The sequence below is a fragment of the Mycobacterium alsense genome, assembly GCF_002086635.1.
Classification (GTDB): domain Bacteria; phylum Actinomycetota; class Actinomycetes; order Mycobacteriales; family Mycobacteriaceae; genus Mycobacterium; species Mycobacterium alsense.
Map to the genome: position 1 here is coordinate 1 of NZ_MVHD01000034.1, position 16,226 is coordinate 16,226.

The 16,226-nt window shown below is 66.8% G+C and carries 21 protein-coding genes and 1 pseudogene; 14 read left to right on the forward strand and 8 right to left on the reverse strand.

Going from position 1 to position 16,226, the window contains the following annotated elements; all coding sequences use genetic code 11:
• Nucleotides 1-576, reverse strand: a 576-nt coding sequence (locus BST11_RS17835; protein WP_142276418.1) for a PE family protein, incomplete at its 3' end; no start/stop codon positions are given.
• A 160-nt stretch (nt 577-736) separates the two neighbouring features.
• Here BST11_RS17835 and BST11_RS17840 point away from each other — a divergent pair.
• Both BST11_RS17840 and BST11_RS17845 read left to right on the forward strand, forming a co-directional pair.
• On the forward strand, nt 737-1,195 hold the full coding sequence (locus BST11_RS17840) for a hypothetical protein (protein WP_120313711.1): 459 nt from the start codon (nt 737-739) through the stop codon (nt 1,193-1,195).
• Between the two features lie 116 nt (nt 1,196-1,311).
• Nucleotides 1,312-2,442, forward strand: a complete 1,131-nt coding sequence (locus tag BST11_RS17845; protein ID WP_067326176.1) for a nitronate monooxygenase — start codon at nt 1,312-1,314, stop codon at nt 2,440-2,442.
• Nucleotides 2,443-2,467: 25 nt separating this feature from the next.
• Here the strand turns inward: BST11_RS17845 and BST11_RS17850 are convergent, their stop codons facing one another.
• The 3 genes from BST11_RS17850 to BST11_RS17860 form a co-directional block, all read right to left on the reverse strand.
• Nucleotides 2,468-2,734, reverse strand: coding sequence for an Rv1893 family protein (locus BST11_RS17850; RefSeq protein WP_067326179.1), 267 nt, complete (start codon nt 2,732-2,734; stop codon nt 2,468-2,470).
• A 72-nt stretch (nt 2,735-2,806) separates the two neighbouring features.
• Nucleotides 2,807-3,097 carry a hypothetical protein gene (locus tag BST11_RS17855; protein WP_067326182.1) on the reverse strand — a complete coding sequence of 97 codons (291 nt, stop codon included), beginning with the start codon at nt 3,095-3,097 and terminating at the stop codon, nt 2,807-2,809.
• A 4-nt stretch (nt 3,098-3,101) separates the two neighbouring features.
• On the reverse strand, nt 3,102-3,506 hold the full coding sequence (locus BST11_RS17860; protein WP_067326185.1) for a hypothetical protein: 405 nt from the start codon (nt 3,504-3,506) through the stop codon (nt 3,102-3,104).
• A 254-nt stretch (nt 3,507-3,760) separates the two neighbouring features.
• On the opposite strand from BST11_RS17860, the gene BST11_RS17865 reads away from it, so the two are divergent.
• From BST11_RS17865 to BST11_RS17875, 3 genes are read left to right on the forward strand one after another with little or no spacing between them, the layout of a single operon-like run.
• The gene (locus BST11_RS17865) at nt 3,761-5,047 is read left to right on the forward strand and encodes a cytochrome P450 (RefSeq protein ID WP_067326188.1); all 1,287 of its coding nucleotides are present in this window, start codon (nt 3,761-3,763) and stop codon (nt 5,045-5,047) included.
• Nucleotides 5,048-5,056: 9 nt separating this feature from the next.
• Nucleotides 5,057-6,070 carry an alcohol dehydrogenase catalytic domain-containing protein gene (locus BST11_RS17870; protein ID WP_067326191.1) on the forward strand — a complete coding sequence of 338 codons (1,014 nt, stop codon included), beginning with the start codon at nt 5,057-5,059 and terminating at the stop codon, nt 6,068-6,070.
• A complete protein-coding gene (locus BST11_RS17875) occupies nt 6,067-6,654 on the forward strand; it encodes a YceI family protein (RefSeq protein WP_240492174.1) in 588 nt (195 codons plus the stop codon). The genes BST11_RS17870 and BST11_RS17875 overlap by 4 nt, the downstream gene beginning before the upstream one ends.
• Here BST11_RS17875 and BST11_RS17880 read toward each other — a convergent pair.
• Complete coding sequence (locus BST11_RS17880) at nt 6,651-7,781, reverse strand: DUF7159 family protein (RefSeq protein WP_083139242.1); 1,131 nt, start codon at nt 7,779-7,781, stop codon at nt 6,651-6,653. The two genes, BST11_RS17875 and BST11_RS17880, sit on opposite strands and share 4 nt — an antisense overlap.
• Nucleotides 7,782-7,981: 200 nt before the next feature.
• On the opposite strand from BST11_RS17880, the gene BST11_RS27200 reads away from it, so the two are divergent.
• The 8 genes from BST11_RS27200 (at nt 7,982) to BST11_RS17915 (ending at nt 13,822) form a co-directional block, all read left to right on the forward strand.
• Nucleotides 7,982-8,299, forward strand: a complete 318-nt coding sequence (locus BST11_RS27200; protein WP_142276419.1) for a hypothetical protein — start codon at nt 7,982-7,984, stop codon at nt 8,297-8,299.
• 31 nt (nt 8,300-8,330) lie between these two features.
• On the forward strand, nt 8,331-9,323 hold the full coding sequence (gene ag85B, locus BST11_RS17885; RefSeq protein WP_068207507.1) for a diacylglycerol acyltransferase/mycolyltransferase Ag85B: 993 nt from the start codon (nt 8,331-8,333) through the stop codon (nt 9,321-9,323).
• 229 nt (nt 9,324-9,552) lie between these two features.
• Nucleotides 9,553-9,975, forward strand: coding sequence for a resuscitation-promoting factor RpfC (rpfC, locus tag BST11_RS17890; RefSeq protein WP_067326200.1), 423 nt, complete (start codon nt 9,553-9,555; stop codon nt 9,973-9,975).
• 42 nt (nt 9,976-10,017) lie between these two features.
• Nucleotides 10,018-10,497, forward strand: a complete 480-nt coding sequence (locus BST11_RS17895) for an SRPBCC family protein (protein WP_165607972.1) — start codon at nt 10,018-10,020, stop codon at nt 10,495-10,497.
• Between the two features lie 5 nt (nt 10,498-10,502).
• Nucleotides 10,503-11,345, forward strand: a complete 843-nt coding sequence (locus tag BST11_RS17900) for an SDR family oxidoreductase (protein ID WP_083139280.1) — start codon at nt 10,503-10,505, stop codon at nt 11,343-11,345.
• An 11-nt stretch (nt 11,346-11,356) separates the two neighbouring features.
• Nucleotides 11,357-11,776, forward strand: coding sequence for a lipoprotein LpqH (locus BST11_RS17905; protein ID WP_067326206.1), 420 nt, complete (start codon nt 11,357-11,359; stop codon nt 11,774-11,776).
• Nucleotides 11,777-11,786: 10 nt separating this feature from the next.
• Nucleotides 11,787-13,115 (forward strand): cytochrome P450, encoded by a 1,329-nt coding sequence (locus tag BST11_RS17910; RefSeq protein ID WP_083139243.1) that lies wholly within the window; start codon nt 11,787-11,789, stop codon nt 13,113-13,115.
• A gap of 248 nt (nt 13,116-13,363) precedes the next feature.
• The gene (locus BST11_RS17915; protein ID WP_067326213.1) at nt 13,364-13,822 is read left to right on the forward strand and encodes a limonene-1,2-epoxide hydrolase family protein; all 459 of its coding nucleotides are present in this window, start codon (nt 13,364-13,366) and stop codon (nt 13,820-13,822) included.
• Nucleotides 13,823-14,160: 338 nt separating this feature from the next.
• Here BST11_RS17915 and BST11_RS17920 read toward each other — a convergent pair whose 3' ends face one another.
• A complete protein-coding gene (locus BST11_RS17920) occupies nt 14,161-14,700 on the reverse strand; it encodes a hypothetical protein (protein ID WP_131806142.1) in 540 nt (179 codons plus the stop codon).
• A 295-nt stretch (nt 14,701-14,995) separates the two neighbouring features.
• Nucleotides 14,996-15,373 (reverse strand): CDGP domain-containing protein, encoded by a 378-nt coding sequence (locus BST11_RS29295; RefSeq protein ID WP_420866140.1) that lies wholly within the window; start codon nt 15,371-15,373, stop codon nt 14,996-14,998.
• Nucleotides 15,374-15,518: 145 nt separating this feature from the next.
• Between BST11_RS29295 and BST11_RS27205 the strand changes: the two are divergent.
• Nucleotides 15,519-15,608 (forward strand): annotated as a pseudogene (locus tag BST11_RS27205) (nuclear transport factor 2 family protein); the annotation flags it as partial.
• 73 nt (nt 15,609-15,681) lie between these two features.
• Here BST11_RS27205 and BST11_RS17930 read toward each other — a convergent pair.
• Nucleotides 15,682-16,155: a hypothetical protein gene (locus BST11_RS17930; RefSeq protein WP_083139245.1), complete on the reverse strand. Its 474-nt coding sequence runs from the start codon at nt 16,153-16,155 to the stop codon at nt 15,682-15,684.
• Nucleotides 16,156-16,226 lie beyond the last annotated feature (71 nt).

The following is a 16,226-nucleotide window of genomic DNA, read 5'->3' on the forward strand; positions in this document are numbered from 1 at the left end:
CAGCCAACCGCCGGTACCCCCGGCACCGCCCGCCGCGCCGTCGCCCCCGAACCCGCCCGCGCCGCCGAAGCCGATCAGGCCGGCGGGCCCACCGGCGCCGCCGGGTTGCCCGGTCACCCCACTCGACCCGCCGGCGCCGCCGTTACCGATCAACAAGCCGCCGGCCTGGCCGTTCGCGCCGCTACCCGGGGCCGCGTTGGCGCCATTGCCGATCAATGGGCGGCCGAGCAGCAGTTGGGTCGGCGTGTTGATCGCCCCCAACACGTCGTGGCCAAGGGCTTGCAGGGGTGAAGCGTTGGCCGCCTCGGCGGCCGCGTAGGCGCCGCCGGCGCCCGCCAGGGCTTGGACGAATCGCTCGTGGAACGCCGCCACCTGGGCGCTGATCGCCTGGTATTCCGCGGCATGGCCGGAAAACAGGGCGGCGATCGCCGCCGACACCTCGTCCTCGGCGGCGGCCACCAGACCGGTGGTCGGGCCCGCGGCCGCCGCGTTGACCGCGCTCAGAGACGACCCGATACCCGCCACGTTCTCGGCTGCGGTCGCCACGACGTCGGGCACTGTGACCAGGAACGACATCGCCAACCTCCCAAGTCCCCGAATGGGTCATCGCCGTGGGCGATCGGCGATAGCGCGATGCTAGCCCTTTCAGAGAGTGAATTAGATGCATTTGCAACGATTGGCGGCGGATTCACAGCGGGCGGTCGGGGCGGGGCGGCGCCGCAACATAATGGGTGTCGTGATCCCGCTACTCACGGCCTGCGGTGGCTTTCTGCTCGCCGTGCTGTGGATGGACCTGATCTTCGACGTCCAGGTCCTTCAAAACCGAAGCGCGGGAACGGAACTGCCCGAGCCCGTGCTTGCCTCCATCGCGGCCTACTACCACCGTGCGACGACCACGTCGCGACCGATGAGTCGGCTCATCGCGCTTGTCATGCTTACCCTGTTGGGCGCGTTGGGGTTTCGGGCCGCACAGGGCCACGACCCCGCCTGGCTGCTGACGACGTCGGCCGGGCTCGCGGGCGTCCCGATCGTGCTGGCGTTGACCCGCACGGTCCCCCACGCCGTTCGGCTCGGACGGCGCACTGACAATCCCGCCGAACAGAGCCGCCTGGCGCGAGCCGTCTGCCGGGATCACCTGGTCTGCGCCGGCGCCATGTCGGCGTTCGTGGCCCTGTGGATAGTGCGCGCCTCCTGACATGTCGTAGTGACGAAGCGCTGGTCAGGGGCGGCTGGCCACGTTGACCAGGTCCGTACTAAACTAGAACACGTTTCAGTTCTATTTCGCATCGGTCAAAGCTTCCAGGAGTAGGCATGCACACCGCGATCTGCGACGAACTCGGTATCGAGTTCCCGATCTTCGCCTTCACCCACTGCCGCGACGTCGTGGTCGCTGTCAGCAAGGCCGGTGGCTTCGGCGTGCTCGGCGCCGTCGGATTCACGCCCGAACAGCTGGAGATCGAGCTCAACTGGATCGACGAGAACATCGGCGACCACCCCTACGGCGTCGACATCGTCATCCCGAACAAATATGAGGGCATGGACTCCCACCTCTCCGGCGAGGAGCTGGCCGAGACGCTGCGCAAGATGGTGCCCCAGGAGCACCTGGACTTCGGCAAGAAGATCCTCGCCGACCACGGGGTGCCGATCGAGGACAGCGACTCGGACAGCCTGCAACTGCTCGGGTGGACCGAGGCGACGGCCACCCCGCAGGTCGAGGTCGCCCTCAAGCATCCCAAGGTGAAGATGATCGCCAACGCGCTCGGCACACCGCCGGCCGAGATGATCAAGCACATCCACGACGCCGGGCTCAAGGTGGCCGCGCTGTGCGGCTCGCCGTCGCAGGCTCGCAAGCACGCCGACGCGGGCGTCGACGTCGTCATCGCCCAGGGCGGCGAGGCCGGCGGGCACTGCGGCGAGGTGGGCTCAATTGTGTTGTGGCCGCAGGTCGTCAAGGAAGTGGCCCCGCTTCCGGTGCTCGCCGCGGGCGGCATCGGCAGCGGTCAGCAGATTGCGGCCGCATTGGCGCTCGGCGCCCAGGGGGCGTGGACCGGCTCGCAGTGGCTGATGGTCGAGGAATCCTCGAACACTCCGGTGCAGCAGCAGGCCTACGTCAAGGCGGGCAGCCGCGACACGGTCCGCAGCCGTTCGTTCACCGGCAAGCCGGCCCGGATGTTGCGCAACGACTGGACGGAAGCCTGGGAGCAGCCGGGCAACCCCAAGCCGCTCGGGATGCCGTTGCAGTACATGGTTTCCGGCATGGCCGTGCGGGCCACCAACAGGTACCCCAACGAGTCCGTCGACGTCGCGTTCAACCCGGTCGGCCAGGTGGTCGGGCAGTTCACCAAGGTGGAGAAGACGTCGACCGTCATCGAACGGTGGGTGCGGGAGTACCTGGAGGCGACCAACAGGCTCGACGAGCTGAACGACGCCGCGTCCGTCTGACGCCGACCCGGCGACCAGTCAACGGCTATTCGTCGCCGAGATCGTCGTCGAGATCACCGTCGAGATCGACGTCGAGATCGTCCGGGTGGTCGCGGCCGGTGAACACTTCCTTGGCCCGGTCCACCGCGTGCGTCGCGATGTCGATGGAGCTCTGGATGATGCCGCTGGCGCCGCCCGCGATGTCACCGCGGATGATGTCGCTGGCGTTTTCGACGATGTCCGAGGCCTTTTCGACGGCGTTGGTGGTGATGTCCCTGGCCGCGTCGACTGCATCTTTGGGATTGAAGCCCATCGGAGTCCCCTTTCGTGCGAGCCGGTTGAGTTGCAAGCCGGTTGATTCGACTCTAACCGCGGCGAGCGGGCGTCAGTAATGGACCAGCGTGCGCCAGTAGTCTTCGGGGATCTCGGCGCCGGACCGCAATACCCGCGCCAGGCCGACGGCCATCGCGACGCCGAGCAGCCCCAGCCACAGGCCGGCCAACCCGATGACGCCCCAGAGCACGGCGGTGACGGCCGGCCACGGCGACAGGACCGCGAGCACCGGGGCGAAGAAGAAGCCCGTGCCGATGTACCAGGCCGAGCCGGCGCGATCCGACGCGAGCACGAAGCGCAGCCAGCGCGGGACCGGCGCTTGGGCGGGCTTGGCGGCGCTCATGCGGTCACCCCGACGGTGGGAAGAACCCCGCCCCGGTGAACCACCCCTCCTGCCAGCCGCGATCTCCCAGGCAGAGCATCGGCAGCCCGGCGTCCGATTGCGCCGCGGCTTGCGGGCCCGGGCATTTCGCGCCGGCCTGCTGCACCCCGTACAGCGGGTAGGAGATCACCCAGTAGCCGATGGTGGCCGGGGGGAACTGGTTGGGCGGCGGGAAGTGACAAGCCTCGGCCTGCCCGCTGGGGCCGCGCCCGAAGATGAACCGCTCGTAGTTGTCGCAGGGGGCACCCAGCGAGGCCTGGTAGTTCATCCCCGGCACGTCGCCGTCGTAGTGCGGATCGGCGGCCGCGCACGGCGCCATCCCGATCGCGATGCCCGCTATGGAAGCGGCACTGAGCAATTCCCGAATCATGTTCCACCCCGCCTGTCGCCGGTGACCTGCACCAAAGCATATCGACTGCGCCGTGGGCCACAAGATCCTCGGTTCCGGTCGGCGCCGCCGACGCCCGTTGCGCCGCGGGTGCCCGGCCGCCGCCGGCGCTGAACATGTTGCAATTCGGGGCGGCGATATCGTTTCGGTCCTTCCCAACCGCGGTGCGGCAATGGTTTCCTTGCACTTAGACGCGTAAGAAGACGCCTAGAGGGCTTCGTATCGAGGAGTGCGCTATGTCAACCGCCGAGTCGACGGCCAAGAGGGTCCCCAATCTGCCGCCCGGCTTCGATTTCACCGATCCGGACGTGCACGCCGAGCGGCTGCCGGTGGAAGAGCTGGCCGAGCTGCGCCGAACCGCACCGATCTGGTGGAACGAGCAGCCGATCGGGGTGGGCGGGTTCGACGACGGCGGCTTCTGGGTGGTGTCCAAGCACAAGGACGTCAAAGAGGTCTCGCTGCGCAGCGACATCTTCTCCAGCCTGCAGAAGACCGCCCTGCCGCGCTACAAGGACGGAACGGTCGGCGAGCAGATCGAACGCGGCAAGTTCGTCCTGCTGAACATGGATGCGCCGCAACACACGCGCTTGCGCAAGATCATCTCCCGCGCCTTCACGCCGCGGGCCATCGAGCGCCTGCGGGGCGACCTTGCGGAGCGCGCCCGGCGCATCGTCGAGGAAGCGGCCGCGGAGGGTCGCGGCGACTTCGTCGAGCAGGTGTCGTGCGAGCTGCCGTTGCAGGCCATCGCCGGCCTGATGGGCGTGCCGCAGGAGGAACGCAAGAAGCTCTTCCACTGGTCCAACGAGATGGTCGGCGACCAGGACCCCGAATTCGCCAACAACGACGCCATCACCGCATCCGTCGAACTCATCACCTACGGGATGCAGATGGCCGCCGAGCGGGCCAAGAACCCGGGCGAGGATCTAGTCACCAAGCTGGTCCAGGCCGACATCGACGGTCACAAGCTCTCCGACGACGAGTTCGGGTTCTTCGTCATCCTGCTGGCCGTGGCGGGCAACGAGACCACCCGCAACTCCATCACCCAGGGCATGATGGCCTTCACCGACTTTCCCGACCAGTGGGAGCTGTTCAAGCGCGAGCGCCCCGCCACCGCGGCCGACGAGATCGTTCGGTGGGCCACCCCGGTCACGTCGTTCCAGCGGACCGCGCTCGAGGACTACGAGCTGTCCGGCGTGCAGATCAAGAAGGGCCAGCGGGTCGTCATGGTCTACCGCTCCGCCAACTTCGACGAGGACGTGTTCGACGACCCGTTCACGTTCAACATCCTGCGCGACCCTAACCCGCACGTGGGATTTGGCGGCACCGGCGCGCACTACTGCATCGGGGCCAACCTGGCGCGGATGACCATCGACTTGATGTTCAACGCGATCGCCGACGGCATCCCCAACCTGGAATCGATCGGCAAGCCCGAGCGGCTGCGCTCGGGTTGGCTCAACGGGATCAAGCACTGGCAGGTCGACTACCACACCGATGGCGCGGCGAAAGGCCCTGCCGCGCACTAAGCTAACCCGATGCCTACCCATCAAGCTGTCCGGATCCAGTCCGCGGGCGGCCCGCTCGAGCTGGCCGACGTCGAAACCGTCTCCCCGGCTCGAGACGAGGTGCGCCTGACCGTCACCGCGTGTGGCGTCTGCGGCACCGACCGCGCCTTCGTTCACGACGGCTTCCCCAACCAGTCCTGGCCGCTGACGCTCGGACACGAAATCGCCGGGACCATCGCCGAACTCGGCGAGGGAGTGGACAATTATGCGGTCGGCGAACGCGTGGCGGTCGGCTGGTTCGGCGGCTGCTGCTACCGCTGCGATCCTTGCCGCAAAGGCATTTTCATCCACTGCGCGAACGCGAAGGTCCCCAGCTGGCACTACCCCGGCGGTTACGCGGAATCGGTGACGGTGCCCGCCAGCGCGCTGGCCAGGATTCCGTCGGAGCTCTCCGACGTGGAGGCGGCCCCGATGGGCTGCGCCGGTGTAACGACCTACAACGCCCTGCGCCAGACGAAGGCGTTGCCCGGTGACCGCGTGGCGATCCTGGGCGTCGGCGGGCTCGGTCACCTCGGCGTGCAGTTCGCCCGCGCTATGGGGTTCGAGACCATCGCGATCGCGCGCGGTACCGGAAAGGCCGACGACGCACGGAAACTGGGCGCCCATCACTACATCGACTCGACCGCCGGCGACGTCTCCGAAGCGCTGCGCGCCCTGGGCGGGGCGGCGGTCGTGCTGGCCACCGCCGGCAACTCCCAGGCCATGGCGGACACGGTCGGCGGGCTGCTGCCGCAGGGCGAACTGATCACCATCGGCGTGAGCACCGACCCGCTGCCCATCAGCCCGGTGCAGCTGATCACCCCCGGGCTCAGCATCGTCGGCCATCCGTCCGGCACGGCCAAAGACGTCGAAGAGACCATGCATTTCGCGGTCCTGTCGGGCGTGCGGGCGTGGATCGAGGAGCTGCCGCTGGCGCGGGCCGCCGAGGGCTACGCGGCGATGGAAGAGGGCCGGTCGCACTACCGCACCGTTTTGACGATGTGACGGTCGGTCTGTGGACGCTGACCGCGGCCGACGGGGAGTTGTTGATCCGCACCGGCGTCGCGGGTAGGGCGGCGCGGATGGGCCACAACCTCACGATCGCGATGACGCGCTGGGAGGCCACGGTGGCCTGGCGTGACGCCGAACCGGTGACCGCGGAGCTGACCGTCGAGGTCGATTCGCTGGAGGTGCTGCGCGGCGAGGGCGGCGTCAAGGGGCTGACCGGCCCGGAGAAGGCCCTGGTGAAGTCGAACGCGCTGAAGTCGCTGGGCGCGAACCGCTATCCCGAGATTCGGTTCGCCGCGGACGATGTCGACAAGACCACGCGGGGGTACCGCCTCGCCGGCAAGCTGCACATCCGCGGAAAGTCCCGCAGGCACGTGATCGACTTGCGCACAGAGGATCTCGGCGACGCGTGGCGGATGTCCGCCGAGTCCGGCGTCCGGCAAACCGATTTCGGCGTCAAGCCCTACTCATTGCTGATGGGCTCGCTGAAGGTGGCCGACGAGGTGAAGGTGTCCTTCACCGCGCTGCGCGCCAAGGGCGACGGCGGCAAGTCCCCGGGCGACTCCCGAGGCCTTCCCTAGGGCTGGCTCGGAGCGGGCGGCTCGGCGTCACCGGCGTCGCCGGGTATGTGCTCTAGCACCCGGGTCAGGTAGGGGCCGCGGGAGTTCGGGTCGGGTTGCGTGTCCGCGGGCGGCTCCGTCTGCTCGCGGGTCTGCTCGCGCGGCGGGCCCGCCTCCGGGGCGGTCTCGCCGGCGGCGGGCTTCGACTGGGGTGCGATCGGCGCGGCGGCCGGAGGGGGCGCGATGGCCTGGGCGACTTGGGTTGCCGGCTCGTGCACCTGGTGCCTCGCCGGGGTGGGCTGGCTGGTCGGTGCCAGCTCGATGCCCACCGCGAGCGACACCGAGGCGACGAACGTCACCGCACCGGCGGCCAGGGCGGTCGCGGCGCCGGCGTGCGAGAACCTCCGGCGCGGTGCCGGGGGCGCCGCGACGGGCTCGCCGAGGTGGGCCACCAGCTGTTCGTCGGTGAACTCGGTGCTGCGGGCGGCCGCGAGCGCCGTGCCGCGGGCGATGGTCACCTGGGCCATCGTCTGCGCGAAAACCGGTACGGGCAGCGCCTTTTCGAGCTGCCACGAGAGTCCGTTGATGTCGCTGTCCGCGCCGACGACGACCACCCCGCCCGGGCGCCATCCCGTGGGTCGTTCGAACATGCCACGCAGCCAGGAAGTCAGCCCGTCGAAGCCGCCGCGCACCTGTTTGACGGCCGTCTGGGTCTCGCCGTCGTGCGTGTCGACCATGACGACGGTCGCGCACTCGTGCTCGAGGATGGCCACGGCGGTCTGCGCGTAGCCGATGACCGGTGCGATCGCGCGGGCCAGGGTCTCGACCGCCTCGAGGATCCGGACCGGCACCACGTTGTCGAAGCCGGCGTCGGTCAAGGCCTCCAGCAGGAGCGCGGCCTGCGCGGACGCATCGTCGTTCCAGGTCAGCCCGATGACACGCACCCGGCGATCGCCGGCGGCCGCGAGCGCGTCCACCCGCAACACCTCGTCGGCCACTTGTTCGGCGGTACTGAGGGCACGCACGCCGCCGCCGGTGCGCAGACCCAGCTCCCGGTGGTCCAGGATTGTGCCGTCGGCGCCGTGTCCTTCAGCGAGGACCCACCCGACGGTGGTCGGCGTCAGCGATAGCCCCAGTACCGTATCCAAATCTGCACCTCAATCAGTCCCGGGCCTGCCGACGCTCCCAACCGCACTGCCACGCACCTCAAAGCCCGATGGTGCGGCGGTTCGTGAGAGCCGGAACGGACCGGGATCGCGTGGTCTCCATCGGCTTGCTCCGTGAGAGCCTACGCGGTCGGGGCAAGTTCGGCTGCGCCGGTTCGAAATCCCCGTGAAGGTCACACTCCATGTCACGGGCGGTGCATAACGCGACGGCGCGGCTGCGGCGGCGAAAAGGCAGGTGGGGCCGCAATTTCAGCAGGCCGGGATTTCCGGATCATTCCGCTGAGGCAACCGAAGGCGATCGAAACCGATCGAAGGCAATCGAAGGCGTGGGTGGGTCGATGCCGGGGATTGCCGGCGGCAAGTCGGCGGATCGAACGGCCCGTTTTCGCATCCCGATGACTAACCCGATCACGAATTCCGTGCAAAAAATCGATATGAAACCGAGACAAGCTCGCGTCCTGATCGACATTTGGCCGAATCACCCGGTAAATTCCAGCTGAGATCGCCATCACATACGGACAAGGGGCAGGTATGACAGACGTGAGCGAGAAGGTGCGGGCCTGGGGGCGTCGGCTACTGGTCGGTGCGGCGGCTGCTGCCACCCTGCCAGGCCTGATCGGCCTTGCCGGCGGCGCGGCGACCGCGGGGGCATTCTCGCGCCCGGGGTTGCCGGTCGAATACCTGCAGGTGCCGTCCGCGGGCATGGGCCGCGACATCAAGGTCCAGTTCCAGAGCGGCGGCAGCGGCTCACCCGCGGTCTACCTGCTCGACGGCTTGCGGGCCCAGGACGACTACAACGGCTGGGACATCAACACGCCCGCGTTCGAGTGGTACTACAAGTCCGGCCTGTCGATCGTCATGCCGGTCGGCGGGCAGTCCAGCTTCTACGCCGACTGGTACGGCCCGGCGTGCGGTAAGGCCGGCTGCTCGACCTACAAATGGGAAACCTTCCTGACGAGCGAACTGCCCGGGTACCTGGCTTCCAACAAGGGCGTCAAGTCCAACGGCAGCGCCGCGGTCGGCATCTCCATGTCCGGCTCCTCGGCGCTGATCCTGGCGGCCTTCCACCCGGGACAGTTCGTCTACGCCGGCTCGCTGTCAGCCCTCATGGACCCCTCGTCGGGGATGGGGCCCAGCTTGATCGGCCTGGCCATGGGTGACGCCGGCGGCTACAAGCCCGACGCCATGTGGGGCCCGTCGAGCGACCCGGCGTGGCAGCGCAACGACCCCACGGTGCAGATCCCGAAGCTGGTCGGCAACAACACCCGGCTCTGGATCTACTGCGGCAACGGCACGCCGTCGGAGCTGGGTGGGGCCAACATGCCCGCCGAGTTCCTGGAGAACTTCGTGCGCAGCAGCAACCTGAAGTTCCAGGACGCCTACAACGCGGCCGGCGGCCACAACGCGGTGTTCAACTTCAACGCCAACGGCACCCACAGCTGGGAGTACTGGGGAGCCCAGCTCAACGCCATGAAGCCCGACCTTCAGGGCAGCCTGGGCGCGACCCCCGGCGGCGGCGGATAACCACGCCACATCCGCCTACGATCAGCCGAATCGCTACTGCGCCTGACGACGTCGTCGGGCGCATTAGCGCATTAAGGGCCTTTATCAACTCGTGTTGCCAGGGCTCATTTATTTAATTCTCACCATTCTCTAAAGCGGCGTTTCGGCTGGTGAGGAGCCCAATTGCGCTGCTAGAAGGCTTATCTCGCGGCATTTTCGAATCGGTAACGCTTCGGACACACCGCGCGAAATGTCTGACATGAGAAAAGTCTGCAAGCCTCTCGTCAAGTCCACGATGGTCGGCGGGTTCGTTGCAGCGCTGCTGACCTCCCCCGCCGGAGTGGCGCACGCCGCCCCCGTGGCCCCCAACTGGGACGCGGTCGCGCAATGCGAGTCCGGTGGCAACTGGCACGCCAACACCGGCAACGGCGAATACGGTGGGCTGCAATTCAAGCCGAGCACCTGGGCCCGATACGGCGGCGTCGGCAATCCGGCGGCCGCGTCCCGGGAGCAACAGATCGCGGTGGCCAACAGGGTTCTCGAGGACCAGGGGATCGAGGCATGGCCGAAATGCGGCGCCGCCTCGGGCCTTCCGATCGGCCTGTATTCGCACCCGGCACAGGGCATCAAGCAGATCATCAACGGGATCATCCAGGCGGCCATCCCGCACTGATTGATCCGGCCCGCCGCCGGGGCTCTATGACCGGACGCGAAGCTGTGTTTGGATCAGCCCATGGAAGGTTCGGCGACTGTTCACATGGCCGCGCCCGCGGACAAGATCTGGGAGCTGATCGCGGACGTCCGCAACACCGGGCGCTTCTCCCCCGAAGTGATCGAGGCGGAATGGCTGGGCGAGGCGACGGGACCCGCGCTCGGCGCCAAGTTTCGCGGGCACGTGCGGCGCAACGAGATTGGGCCGGTCTACTGGACGACGTGCAAGGTGACCGCGTGTGAACCCGGCCGCGAGTTCGGGTTCGCGGTGATGCTCGGCGACCGGCCGGTGAACAACTGGCACTACCGGTTGGCGCCCAGTGACGGCGGCACCGACGTGACGGAGTCGTTTCGGCTGAACCCCGCGCCGTGGCTGGGCATCTACTGGTTGTTCGGCGGGTTCCTGCGCAAGCGGCGGAACATCCGCGACATGACCAAGACGCTCAACCGCATCAAAGACTTGGTCGAGGCTGACGCGCTGTGAAATCCGTGAAATCGGTCTTCATCACCGGCGCGGGCAGTGGCATGGGCCGCGAGGGCGCCAGGCTGTTTCACGCCAAGGGTTGGCGCGTCGGAGCGGTCGACCGCAACGAGGACGGCCTGGCGACGCTGCGGCAGGAGCTGGGCGATGCTTCCGGTGACCGGCTGTGGACGCGGGCGGTCGACGTGACGGACAAGGCCGCTCTGGAGGGCGCCCTGGCCGACTTCTGCGCCGGCAACGACGGCGGCGGGCTGGACATGATGTGGAACAACGCCGGCATCGGCGAGTCGGGCTGGTTCGAGGACGTGCCCCACGAGGCCGCGATGCGCGTCGTCGAGGTGAACTTCAAGGCGGTGCTCACCGGGGCGTACGCCGCGCTGCCCTACCTGAAGAAAACGCCGGGCAGCCTGATGTTTTCGACGTCGTCGTCCTCGGGCACCTACGGGATGCCGCGCATCGCGGTCTACTCGTCGACCAAGCACGCGGTCAAGGGATTGACCGAGGCGCTGAGCGTGGAATGGCACCGGCACGGCGTGCGGGTCGCCGACGTGCTGCCGGGTCTGATCGACACCGCCATCCTCACCACGACCACCAACCATTCCGACGACGCGGGCCCCACGATGTCGGCCGACGAGCTTCGCGCCCGCGCCCCCAAGAGGGGCTTGTTCCGGCTGATGCCCGCGTCCAGCGTGGCGGAAGCGGCGTGGCAGGCCTATCACAACCCGAAGAAGCTGCATTGGTATGTGCCCAAGAGCATTCGGGTGATCGACGTGCTCAAGGGGCTGAGCCCGGAGTTCGTGCGGGGCCGCATCGTCAAATCCCTGCCGACGCTGGTGCCGAAGCGGCCATAAAGGAGGGGGACATGCAAAATCGTTTGCTCGCAATCGCTTTCATCGTAATTGCCGGAGCCGCCGTCGCGGGGTGCGGGCAGGCGCAGACGACGCCCCGCAAAGCCGCACGCGTGACCATCGACGGGACCACGCACACGGCGCGGCCGGCGGCGTGCAGCCAGATGCAGTCGTACCGCACCCTCGACATCGGCGACGAGAACGGCCACGTCGAGGCGACGGTACTGCTCAGCGGCTACCGGGTCATGCCGCAGTGGGTGAAGTTCCGCAACGTCGACGGGTTCACCGGCAGCTTCTGGCAGGGCGGGGTGGGCGACGCGCGCGCCGACGTCAACCACAACGCCTACAGCATCTCCGGCAGCGCATACGGGATCAGCAGCAGCAACCCCAACAAGGTGATCACCACCGACTTCAAGATCACCGCCGAGTGTTGAGCGAGGACCGGTGAAGGAGAGGCTGCACTGGCTCGTGATGCACGGCTTCATCCGGGGCGTCGCGGCGGTCGGCGCACGGCGGGGCGACCTGCAGGCCAGGCTGATCGTCGACCCCTCGGTGGCCGCAGATCCGGTGCCGTTCTACGAGGGACTGCGGGCGCTGGGCCCGCTGGTGAAGGGGCGCGTCAACTACCTGACGGCGGACCACGGCCTGGCCCACGAGCTGCTGCGCTCCGACGACTTCCGCGTGGTGAACATGGGCTCGAACCTGCCGGCGCCGCTGCGCTGGCTGGAGCGCCGCGTGCGCGACGACCTGCTGCACCCGCTGCGCGCGCCGTCGCTGCTGGCCGTCGAGCCGCCCGACCACACCCGCTACCGCAAGACGGTGTCGGCGGTGTTCACTCCCCGGGCGGTCGCCGCGCTGCGCGAAGGCGTCGAGCGGACCGCGACGGACCTGCTGGATCGGCTGTCCGCGGCGTCGGGCGCCGCCAGCGTCGTCGATGTCGTCGGGCGGTACTGCTCGCAGCTTCCGGTCGCGATCATCAGCGACATCCTGGGGGTGCCCGAGCAAGACCGGCCGCGGGTGCTGGAATTCGGCGAACTCGGCGCCCCGAGCCTGGACGTCGGCTTGCCGTGGCGCCAGTACCGCAGCGTGCAGCGGGGAATCGCCGGGTTCAACTTCTGGCTGGCCGACCACCTGCGCGAGTTGCGGCGCACCCCGAGTGACAACCTGATGAGCCAGCTGATCCAGACCGCCGAAAGCGGTTCCGCCGAAACGTATCTCGACCCCGACGAGCTGCAGGGCATCGCCGGGCTGGTGCTGGCCGCCGGGTTCGAGACCACGGTGAACCTGTTGGGCAACGGGATTCGCATGCTGCTGGACGCGCCGGAGCACCTGGACGCGTTGCGCCGCCGCCCCGAATTGTGGCCCAACGCCGTCGAAGAGATCCTGCGGCTCGACTCGCCGGTGCAACTCACCGCGCGGGTGGCGGTCAGGGACGTCGAGGTGGCGGGCGAGCGGATCAAACGCGGCGGGTTGGTGGTGATCTACCTGGCAGCCGCCAACCGCGACCCGTCGGTGTTCGACGATCCGCATCGCTTCGACATCGAAAGACCAAACGCGGGACGGCACCTCGCGTTCTCCGCCGGTCGCCACTTCTGCCTTGGGGCCGCCCTGGCGCGGGCCGAGGGGGAAGTCGGGCTGCGCACGTTCTTCGACCGCTTCCCCGAAGCGCGGGCGGCGGGCACCGGAAGCCGGCGGGAGACGCGGGTGCTGCGCGGGTGGTCGACGCTGCCGGTCGCCCTGGGGCCGCCGGCGCGGTCGATGGCCACCGCCTGACGGGTCGGTGCGACCGCGACACCGAACCTACGCACACGACACGCCGAACGGCCTGCGCGTAGCTTCGGTCTCGAGGAATGCCTGCGAGCAAGGCGAGCCGGCGCAGGGCCTCGCGGCGGTTCTGTGGGCCGTCGACGTGGTCGGTCGTGATCTCCTCGGCGAGGTAGCCCGCAGCGCGGTCACCCTGGTGAGTTTCCTTCCCCGAACCGCGGTTGACACGTGTTGGACAACCCTGTTTATTTGCGGCTATGGCTCAAGCTTCGAAGGTCGCGGTCGAGGATGTCGTCGTCGGGATGTGGCAGGCCCTGTCGCGACGGGATTGGGATGCGGTCAAGACGTTTTTGGCCGACGACTGCCTCTACGTCGACATGCCGCTCCCCGCTTTCGGGGCGCGCGGCCCCGAAGACATCGTCAAGCGGCTCAAGGTGGGACTCGAGCAGCTGGCCGGCTACGAGAACCACGACGGCGTGCTGGTCTCCAACGGCGCCGACGTCATCTACGAGCACTCGGAGACTTGGACTTTCGCGTCGGGCGAGCAGGGCGTGCTGAGGTTCGTCACCGTCCACAAGGTCGATGACGGCAAGATCAGGGTCTGGAAAGACTATTGGGACATGCAAAGCCTCGTGTCCTTCGCTCCCCCGAACCACTTCGAGAACCTGGCGACCGGGGATACCAGCTGGGTTTTCGACGCGTCAGCATTGGTCTGACACGGTCTGGCGACTGGTGTCAGTTGACCTCAGTGACACCCATTGCCCGGCGGCGCCTCCCTTGACTTGAGCTTGCTGCGACGAGGCAACGGCGTCGTTCAGATCGGTTCGACTAGTATCGGAACACGGTGAGCTCCTCGTCTCACGACTTGCAAAGCGAAGCAACCGATTACTACTCGTTTCTAACTCCCTACGAGGCGTAGCTTCGAGCGATGAGCGTCTTCAGGAATGTGGCCGCCACTTCCCGACTGGCGAGGTCTAGCGCACTTCGATGCGGGTAAATTTGTTTCTACCGTCGCGGGTTATTGTCAGCGGCGCGTCAAGGTCAGACTCTTTGGTTATGGAATGGGGCCCGCCGACCCCGCGTCTTTTATGATGTAGACCCAAAACCTGGGGACAGTCAATTCGCCGCCCATCGTCGTCTTGTAGGTGTCCGCGCCACGGACCTTACACCACATAGTGACAATGTCGTTTTGGACCACATTTGCGAGGATTGATGGATCTTGCGCGTCAATCATCGTGTTCTGCAAGTAGTCGTCTGGCTGGGCGCCGGTATTCGCCCGAAATTCTGCGTTGCCTGTCGCTGCGTCGAACTGGGTCACAACTCCATACACGATGATCTTCCGGCCTTTGTTGGACTCAGGGTCTTTTACCAAAAGCGCGTAGTCGCGTGGGGAGATCGCTTGATACGTCGCCGCATCCAAATCTTCGGGTGAAATGGTTGGCGTCGATGGAGCTGCAGGGGCCGAGGTGTCCGAGTCCGGCGCCGGCAGGGCTGCCGAGCTGCCCGTCGTTTCAGAGCTGTCGCCGCAAGCAGTCGCTCCGACGAGAACGCTAACACTGATCAGCGCACTAACCGGAAGCTTCCAATCGCTCACTTGTCATCCCCCTCGCGGGTAGTACACGGCGTTGAGGATCATTTAACCAGCCAGATCGTCGATACGTGCTACATTCCGTGCCTAATATTGTTTCCTATATCAATGTAGGGCGGCGGGTCTGTAAACATGCGCTTCACCGCCCGAATCGTGCCACGCTGCCGCGCCGTGTGCAGAGGGTGATGATCGCTCCGCCTGTCGGGCAGGGCTAGTTGTACTGTTGTTAACACTCGTTGTAGGGCGCTGAGATAATGCCGCGTCCCTTGACGATATTTTCGGAGCGACTTGTCTCGGCCGGTTAGCCCAAGTGGCCCGGTTCGTCGGGCAGGACGGTGCCAGGGTTGACAGGATAGGTCTCGTCGTCGGCGATCTGGTCGCTCACCCAGCCGCCAGGATAGAAGGTGCAATTGCTATACCCGTCGCCACCAAAGCAACTACTGCTTGGGTTCTCATAGTGTGCAGGAATCCCAATGACCCGGTGCCGCATCCAGGACCCGTCAGGTTGAATCGGTCCATCGCAGATCTCACGGCGCTGTGAACCTAAGAAACCCCACGGCGAGATCTGGCAGTTGGGAGGTTCGGCATTGGCGGTGGCCGCATGGATAATGGCTGGCGTCACGCCGACGCTAAGTAAGCTAGTGGCGCTCGCTGCGATGAATGCTGCGCGGGATAACATGCTGCAAACTCCTTGCTCCGATCTCTACTGTGTTGACGTTGATTGATTTATCCGATGGGAGCGTATTCGACAGCGGTGGAATCACATCGGGTTTTTAAAAATTAGTCCAAATTCGTTTGCAGGCGTCCATACCTTTGGACTGCAAAGCCTCGTGTCCTTCGCTTCCCCAAACCACTTCGAGAACTTGGCGACCGGGGACACCAGCTGGGTTTTCGACGCGTCAGCGTTGGTCTGACGGAGTTCTCACTGCGCCCCAGCGGGGCCAAGCCCGGTGTCGCGCACGCCAGATGCCGTTGCCACTTTCGACGTCAGCCGCCGCAGTAGTTATGCGTCGTGTCGTTGCAGTAATTTGCGCCCCTCGTGCCGATGCTCACTTGAAGGGCCACACCGTTGTTGCCTGACACGGAAGCCGGCGGTCCGGTAAACGGGTCACCAATGCCGGTGACGAGCTTGATCGTGACCGGCTCACCCACGGTGTACTCGCTCGGATTCGACGCGGCGCTGACGCTTCCGGTCGCCGTGTCACCCAGGACTGATACCAGCATGACGTCTACGGTCGCCTGCGGTGCGTCGGCATAGTCGTTGTGCCCATCACACGCGCTCGGGCAGGCGGAGATGTCGGCATACGTTAACCGACCCGACCCGTCGCTATCGACCGTCAGTTTCGATGCGTGGGCGTGCCAGGAACCGGTGAATGGCGCTATTCCGGGTACGTCGGCGGCGGCCTTCGGTGCATATCCCAGCGCGGCGATCCAAAATATCGCCAGTGCAACCCTTTTCATTTCTGGCCTCCAGTCAGTACGGGCGAGCCGTCCGGCGGTGGGCCGAGCGTGAGGCGCTGCGTTCCGCACCT